The organism is Flavobacterium zubiriense, from assembly GCF_041729725.1.
GTDB classification, from domain to species: domain Bacteria; phylum Bacteroidota; class Bacteroidia; order Flavobacteriales; family Flavobacteriaceae; genus Flavobacterium; species Flavobacterium zubiriense.
Map to the genome: position 1 here is coordinate 214,565 of NZ_JBCFQL010000005.1, position 7,929 is coordinate 222,493.

General features: G+C 32.5%; 8 protein-coding genes. 7 read left to right on the forward strand and 1 reads right to left on the reverse strand.

The features are described from left to right. Positions 1-17: 17 nt before the first annotated feature. From AAGV28_RS06410 to AAGV28_RS06430, 5 genes are all read left to right on the forward strand, one after another. Positions 18-572, forward strand: coding sequence for an ExbD/TolR family protein (locus tag AAGV28_RS06410; protein ID WP_373405994.1), 555 nt, complete (start codon positions 18-20; stop codon positions 570-572). A gap of 40 nt (positions 573-612) precedes the next feature. Beyond that, positions 613-1,425 (forward strand): energy transducer TonB, encoded by an 813-nt coding sequence (locus tag AAGV28_RS06415; protein WP_373405995.1) that lies wholly within the window; start codon positions 613-615, stop codon positions 1,423-1,425. Positions 1,426-1,657: 232 nt separating this feature from the next. After that, positions 1,658-2,569: a PstS family phosphate ABC transporter substrate-binding protein gene (locus AAGV28_RS06420; RefSeq protein WP_373405996.1), complete on the forward strand. Its 912-nt coding sequence runs from the start codon at positions 1,658-1,660 to the stop codon at positions 2,567-2,569. Positions 2,570-2,612: 43 nt separating this feature from the next. After that, entirely contained in the window at positions 2,613-4,277 is a 1,665-nt protein-coding gene (locus AAGV28_RS06425; protein WP_373405997.1) for a tetratricopeptide repeat protein, read from the forward strand. Positions 4,278-4,417: 140 nt separating this feature from the next. After that, positions 4,418-5,050 carry a 7-carboxy-7-deazaguanine synthase QueE gene (locus AAGV28_RS06430; protein WP_373405998.1) on the forward strand — a complete coding sequence of 211 codons (633 nt, stop codon included), beginning with the start codon at positions 4,418-4,420 and terminating at the stop codon, positions 5,048-5,050. Between the two features lie 48 nt (positions 5,051-5,098). On the opposite strand, the gene AAGV28_RS06435 is transcribed toward AAGV28_RS06430, so the two are convergent. Then, the gene (locus AAGV28_RS06435; protein WP_373405999.1) at positions 5,099-5,806 is read right to left on the reverse strand and encodes a class I SAM-dependent methyltransferase; all 708 of its coding nucleotides are present in this window, start codon (positions 5,804-5,806) and stop codon (positions 5,099-5,101) included. Positions 5,807-5,882: 76 nt separating this feature from the next. Here AAGV28_RS06435 and AAGV28_RS06440 point away from each other — a divergent pair, with 76 nt between their 5' ends. Continuing rightward, positions 5,883-6,380: a YkgJ family cysteine cluster protein gene (locus AAGV28_RS06440; RefSeq protein ID WP_373406000.1), complete on the forward strand. Its 498-nt coding sequence runs from the start codon at positions 5,883-5,885 to the stop codon at positions 6,378-6,380. A gap of 51 nt (positions 6,381-6,431) precedes the next feature. Continuing rightward, positions 6,432-7,667: an ABC transporter permease gene (locus AAGV28_RS06445; protein WP_373406001.1), complete on the forward strand. Its 1,236-nt coding sequence runs from the start codon at positions 6,432-6,434 to the stop codon at positions 7,665-7,667. Positions 7,668-7,929 lie beyond the last annotated feature (262 nt).

The following is a 7,929-nucleotide window of genomic DNA, read 5'->3' on the forward strand; positions in this document are numbered from 1 at the left end:
AATAAAAATACACTAAAATGGCTGAATTAAATACCGGCGACAGTGGTGGTGGTAAAGGCGGCAAAGTAAGAAGTAAAAAACAAAATTCAAAGGTAGATTTAACTGCCATGGTGGATTTGGCCTTCCTGCTAATTACGTTCTTTATGCTTACTACTTCGTTGTCAAAACCTCAATCGATGAGTTTAGGGTTGCCAGATAAAAAACCTAAGGAAGATTCAAAGGATATGAAAGTTGACGAAAATCGTACAATGACAGTAATGTTAGGCGAGAATGATGAATTAACTTTTTATATGGGGTTGATTTACAGTCCCATAGCTGGCCCGAAGAAGATTGCTTACGGTAAAGATGGGATACGCAAAGAGTTGTTAAAAAGGAAAAAAGAAGTTTTAGCATATTCTACTGCAAAAGGAAGACCAGATCAAGGAATGATTGTTATTATCAAGCCTACTAAAAAGTCTACTTACAAAAATGTGGTTGATATTTTAGATGAAATGGCAATTTCTTCTATTCCTATCTATACAATTAGTAATGACTTTTTGCCTGAGGAACAAAAATTGTTAGAAGGAAAATAAGAGTAATCTTATTTTCTTAATAACCTAATAATTAAGAAAAATGAAATTAGATATATTAAAAAATTCATGGGTTGATATCGTTTTCGAAGGACGTAACAAACTTTATGGAGCTTATGATTTAAGAAAATCTAGCGGCAAAACTTCTACAAAAGCTCTTATTCTTGGCGCTTTGTTTTTTAGTTTGGCAGTTAGTGCTCCTCTTATTATCAGTATGATTCCTAAATCGGTTGATGATGAAGATCTTACAATAAGAGAAGTTAAGCTTACAGATGTAAAGTTGCCTCCAAAGAAAGTTGAACCACCTAAATTGAATGCACCGCCACCTCCACCACCACCTCCAAAAGTTGATCAGGTGAAATTTGTTAAGCCTGTTGTGGCCAAAGCAGAAGAAGTAGTTGAGGAACCGCCTAAGATTGTCGATTTGAAAGATAAAAAAATCGGTAATCAAACTATAAAAGGTGATCCAGATGCTGTACTAACTGTAGCTCCAGCTGGTACTGGTCCTAAGACTAGTCAAGTAGTTGAAGAATCTGATGATCAAGTTTATAATACTGCGGGTATTGAAGTAAAACCTGAGTTTCCTGGTGGTATGGAAAAATTCTATTCTTTTGTAGGTAAAAACTATCGTACTCCAGAAGAAGAAGGTTTAAAAGGAAAGGTGTATGTTACTTTTGTTGTTGAAAAAGATGGTTCATTAACAGATATCAAAGTATTAAGAGATATTGGTTATGGAACAGGAAAGGAAGCGATAAGAGTATTACAAAAATCACCAAAATGGAATCCAGGTATACAAAATGGAAAGCCTGTTAGGGTTCTTTACTCCTTACCGATTTCAATTCAAAGTGCTGATTAATGCTGCGAAAATTTATTACAAATAGGAAGAAGAAATCGCTGAAAGAGCGATTTCTTCTCGTTATAGCCGTTTTGTTTTTTATGCTATACTTCGTTTTGGGATTAGTTGTTCTATTTATGGATGATTTCCCAATTAAAATGCCAATGAATTATCGAATTGCTTTTGGAATACTTTTGATGGTGTATGCTTTTATTCGCTGTTGGAGAGTTATTAATGATAATAAGGAATAGTTATGAAAAAATTAATGTTATCACTTTCTTTTTTTTTGTTTCTAGCAATAGGGATTTTTGTTTCGTGTAAGCAATCGGATTCGAAAAAAGATAAAGAATCTATTATTAAAGGTAAGGTTGACTTATTAGTTGATGAGACTGTAAAGCCTTTGCTAGAGGATCAAATAGCTGTTTTTGAAAGTGAATATGATGCTCAAATTACACTTCAAGCTAAATCCGAAAAGGAATTAATGCAAAAATTCCTTAAAGATACTTCTGGTATTGCTATTTTGACAAGACCTTTAAGTGCAAATGAAACTAAGTTTTTCGAACAAATGAAAATCAAGCCTAAAACAACCAAATTTGCAACTGATGCGATTGCTTTAATTTCGAATAAAAAGGATTTGGATACTTTAATTGCAATGAAAGATGTAGTTGCTTTTTTGAAAGGGGATTTAAAAACTAAGATTAAAGGTTTGGTATTTGATAATCCTAATTCAAGCACAGTTCGCTATTTTACTGCTCTTGCAGGAGTAAAAGAAGTTCCTAAAGAAGGGGTCTATTCTTTTAAATCGAATGAAGAAGTTGTTAAGTTTGTAGCGGAAAACGATGGGATTATTGGTGTAATAGGAGTAAATTGGTTATTGCAGCCCACAGCTAGTATTAAGGATTATTTAACTAATATTAATGTATTAAGTGTCCAAGGTTTGAATAAAAATTCTTATTTTGCACCTACTCAGAACAATCTAGCAGAAGGAACTTATCCTTTGGCACGTGATTTGTTTATTATTAATTGTCAGGGGTATTCAGGATTAGGGATGGGCTTTGCTTCTTTTTTAGCTGGAGACATTGGACAAAGAATCATTTTGAAATCAGGAATGCTACCTAAAGATATTCCCGGTCGAAAGATTTTGATAAAAAGTAGATTGAAATAAAGTGTAAAGAAAAATGAAAATGAATAAATTAAATAAAACAACAATGAACAATTTTAAAATTTTAAGTGTTGCTCTTTTTGCTTCGGTTTCTGTGGTTAATGCACAGGATATTAATGAGGTAAAGAAACAAATTGATGCAGAGCAATTTCAAAAAGCTAAAACATCTTTAAAATCGATAATTAATTCTAATCCTTCAGAAGGAAAGGCTTTTTTTCTTTTAGGAAATATATATTTGAATCAATCAGTTATTGATTCGGCTAGTATTACTTATAATGAAGGTTTAAAAGCTAAAAATGAAGCTCATTTTAATTACATTGGATTGGGGCAAATTGATTTAGAGAAAAAAGATGTAGCTGCAGCAAAAGCAAAGTTTGAGTCAGCTAAAAAAGAAATGCGTAAAAAAGATTTTGAAGAATTCATTTATATAGCAAAAGCGTATATGGATAATTCAAATCCTGATTACAAAGCGGCTCTTGCAATTTTAGAGCTTGCAAAAGAAAAAAATGCTGCTGAACCACAAGTGCTTTTAGCTTTAGGTGATGCCTTTTATGGAGATAAAAATCAAAATGAAGCTTTTTCAGCTTATCGTAATGCTTTTCAAGCGGACAATACTTTAATTAGGGCTAAAATGCAATTAGGAGTTTTGTTAAAGGGAGCAAAAGCATATAAAGAAGCTGTAGCTGCATACAACGAAGTAATTGCTTTAAGTCCAAATTATGGCCCTGTGTACAGAGAATTAGCTGAAACCTACTACTACTGGGCATTAAATGTACCTGGTCGTTATGAGGAATACATGAAAGAAGCGTTGTCTTTTTATGAAAAATACATGACTCTTACAGATTATTCATTAGTTTCTCGTATGCGTCATGCTGATTTCTTAATTCTTGCTAAAGATTACAAAGCTTTAGAAATAGAAGCTAACAAAATGAAAGAATTGGATAAAGTTAATCCAAGAATCCTAAGATATTTAGGATATGCTGCTTTTGAAAATGGTAATATTGAAGAGGCAATTTCTTCTTTACAAGAATTTATCAATGCTCCTGGTAATAAAGTCATTTCATTAGATTATTTGTATTTAGGTCAAGCAAAAATTAAAAAAGGAACAAGTGCAGATGGAACTACAATTGATCCACTTCTATTTGAAGAAGCAACTGTATTAATTAAAAAAGCAGTTGAGCTTGAAAAATCTATTGCAGCTGATCTTGGAGATATAGGTAAAGATTTATATGGTAAAAAACTGTATAAAGAAGCAGCAACTATTTTTGAAATTGCTGTAACTGATCCTGAATCTAAAAATTATTTACTTGATAATTTTTATTTAGGTACTTCTATATACTTTGCTAACGGAAGTTTACCAGAAGGACAAAAAGCAGATCCTATTGTTTTACAAAAAGCTGATACAGCTTTAGGAAATTTAATTACAGGTTCTCCATCTACTTTAGATGCTTATATTTATAGAGCTAGGGTTAACAGTTTGGCAGATAAACCAGCGATGATGATTCAGTACTATGAAGAATTTATAAAAGTTGCAAATGGAAGTGGAGCTGAAGAGTTAGCAAAATCTTCTACTAAAGCAAAATTAGCAGAAGCATATAATACTATTGCTGCTAATTCTGATAAAGTAAAAGCAAAAGAGTATTTCACTAAAACATTGGAAATTGATCCAACTAATAAGTTTGCTACTCAATCTTTGCAAACTTTAAAATAGAATACTAGATCATTCAAGAAAGCCGGTAATTTTAAATTATCGGCTTTTTTATTTATTTATTACTATGTTATAAAAGCCATCTATAGTTTAGTGTGTAACTCTTTTACAAATTAGCTATCTTTGCACCCTAAATTATAAAAATGCTATCAAAAGAAATTCAATTAGAAGTGAACAAAGGTGCGATGTTGCCTTTAATGGAGGAATTTTATACTATTCAAGGAGAAGGATTTCATACCGGAACAGCAGCTTATTTTATTAGAATTGGTGGTTGCGATGTGGGTTGCCACTGGTGTGATGTAAAGGAAAGTTGGAATGCCGAATTGCATCCGCCAACTGCATTGGATGTAATTGTCGAAAATGCTAGTAAATATGCTGATACTGTAGTGGTGACAGGAGGCGAGCCACTAACATGGGATATGACTTTATTAACGCAAAAGTTAAAAGAAAATAATAGAAAAGTTCATATTGAAACTTCTGGAGCTTATCCGCTTTCAGGAACCTGGGATTGGATTTGTTTGTCTCCAAAGAAAAATAAGTTACCAACTCAAACTGTTTATGATAATGCACATGAGTTAAAAGTAATTATTCACAACAAACATGATTTTATTTTTGCCGAAGAACAAGCAGAGTTAGTAAATGAAAATGCAATATTATTTCTTCAGCCAGAATGGAGTAAAAAAGAAGAAATGACTCCACTAATTGTTGATTATGTTATGAATCATCCTAAATGGAGAATTTCTTTGCAAACACATAAATATTTGAATATTCCTTAAAAACAAAAAAGCCAGTAAAATTTTTACTGGCTTTTTTGTTTTGGATTTTTACAAAGTCAATCGAGCTAAATAATCATAATGTTCCCCTTCTAGAATTAATTCGCATCCTAAACCATTGGCGAAAGCTGCATTTTGCAAAGTATTGTAATCAAGATAAAGCCACGAAAAGGAATCTTCTTTTTCGCCTTTATACGAAAGTGAAAATACTAATTCTCCATAATATCCATTAGCGGGGATTTCGTGTGCTCCGTCTTCATCTTGGTCAAACATATAAATAATGTCGGATGAATCAATAAGAATCTGACCATTTGGTAGAAGTAAGCTTTTTAGTTTTTGTAAATATTTAGCCGTTTCTTTCAATGTGCCAAATATTCCTGTACCGTTCATTAATAATAAAATGGTATCGAACTTTTCGTCAGAATCTAAATCGAGGATATTAGTCACTTTTGTGTGAGCTAAACCCCTTAATTGACAAGCTTCGATAGCATTTTTCGAAATATCGATAGCGGTAACATCTAAATTCCTCTTGTTTTGTAAATAGAGGCTGTGGCTTCCTGCACCGCAACCCACATCGAGTGTTTTTCCTTTAGCTAATTCTAATGCTTTTTGTTCGATTAGAGGCATTGCTTCGAAATTTCGAAATAAATAAGAAATACTCATTTCGTCTTCTTCTGAAATAGAAGTTTCGGTGATTAAATTCTCTGGTGTATTGTTGGTTTGGAAATCAAGTATTGCTTTGCCAAAAAGGTCTTTCATAATAGTTTATTTGGTTATTCGGTTATTTGTAAATTCGTTTTGTGTAATTTTGCGATTCATTTATCAAATAACCAAATTGACAAATCCACAAATTAATATACTACAAAAGCTGGCCAAAGATAAGCATATCGAAAATAAAAAGTATTTTGATAAGTTGAAAAAGAAACCGCCAAAGAATTTAGATTATGTAATGCAGGATTTACACGATGCCGAATTCAAAAAAACGGATTGTTTGGATTGTGCTAATTGTTGTAAAACTACTGGTCCGTTATTTACGCTAGCTGACATTGAGCGTATTTCAAAACATTTGAGACAAAAACCACAGCAGTTTATTGAGCAATATCTTCGAATTGATGAAGATCAGGATTATGTTTTGCAAAATGTACCCTGTGCTTTTTTAGATACTGATAATACTTGTTTTATATATGATGTACGTCCAAAAGCTTGCCGAGAATTTCCGCATACCGACAGAAAGAAGTTTCAACAAATAACGGATATTACTTTAAAGAATACGCCTATTTGTCCCGCAGCTTTTAATATAGTAGAAGAAATGAAAAAGAAATTGCCTCTTTAGCCATTTTATCCAGATAGAATAATGTTTAACATCATTTGATACCCTATAAATTTGAACTTAGAATATTTTATAGCCAAAAGACTTATTACTGCTAAAAATAATAAAAGCAGTATTTCAGCACCAATTATAAAAATTGCAATTTCAGCAATTGCTATCGGTATGATCATGATGATTGTTTCGGTTGCAACGGGTATTGGACTGCAGCAAAAAATTCGAGAAAAGATATCGGCTTTCAATGGCCATATCATAATTGCTAATTTTGATAATAATCAATCCGAGACTACTTTAGTTCCAGTTTCTAAAAAACAGGATTTTTATCCTAAATTTAGTTCCGTTCCTGAAGTCAGCCATATACAGGCTGTTGCTAGTAAGGCGGGGATTATTAGAACGGCTGATGCTTTCGAGGGGATTGTTTTTAAAGGAGTGGGAACAGATTATAGTTGGGTTAATATAAAAGAATATTTGGTTTCAGGACGATTACCTAATTTGTTGGGCCAACTTAATCCTGAAGTTATCATTTCTCAATATTTAGCTAATCGACTAAAATTGAAAGTAGGTGATGATTTTAATACTTTCTTTATTAAAGAAGGTCAAAATAAGTTACCTAATATTAGAAGATTTAAAATTGTAGGGATTTTTAATTCGGGTTTTCAGGAATTTGACGCCACATTTGTATTGGGTGATATTCGACACATTCAGCGAATCAATAAATGGAGTGCTGATCAGGTAGGGGCTTTTGAGGTTTTTGTAGATGATTTTGATAATATCAATACAGTAGGAGAGAAAGTCTACGAGCACACGGGTTCTACTTTGGATTCTAAAACAATTGTAGAAAAATACAGTTATATTTTTGAATGGCTTCAATTGTTTGATTTCAATATTGTGGTTATACTTATTGTAATGATATTAGTGGCTACTATAAATATGGTAGTCGCTTTGTTGGTTTTAATTTTGGAGCGAACTCAAATGATAGGAATCTTAAAAGCATTAGGCGCAAATAACTGGTCGATTAGAAAGGTGTTTTTGTATAATGCCTCTTATTTAATTTTGAGAGGATTATTTTGGGGGAATTTAATAGGTATTAGTATTCTTTTAATTCAAAAGTATTTTGGGGTTATCGAACTCAACCCGGAAAATTACTACGTAAACCAAGCGCCGGTATATATTAATGTAGTGTATATAGTGCTGTTAAATGTATTAACGGTGGGGGTTTGCTTTCTGGTTTTGTTGATTCCATCCTATATTATTACTAAAATCACCCCAGTCAAAGCCATCCGATTCGATTAACTAAGTGTTGATATATTATATAAAGAGGCTAAAACGGTATTTTATTGCTGTTTTAGTCTCTTTTTTTTTCTGAAGCTCTTTCCTGCTATCCGTTTCAATCTTTCATGCCTCCCGAAGACTCGGGACCGGCATAAAAGGATTTCCACTGCTATCAGGGCTAGGGTTGTGGTTGTTAAATAAAGTTTTAGTTATCACTTCGAGTGATTTTAAATAATAATGCGGTAGCTTTATTGTTTAAAATTGTATCGAGAAGCTTTGTTTG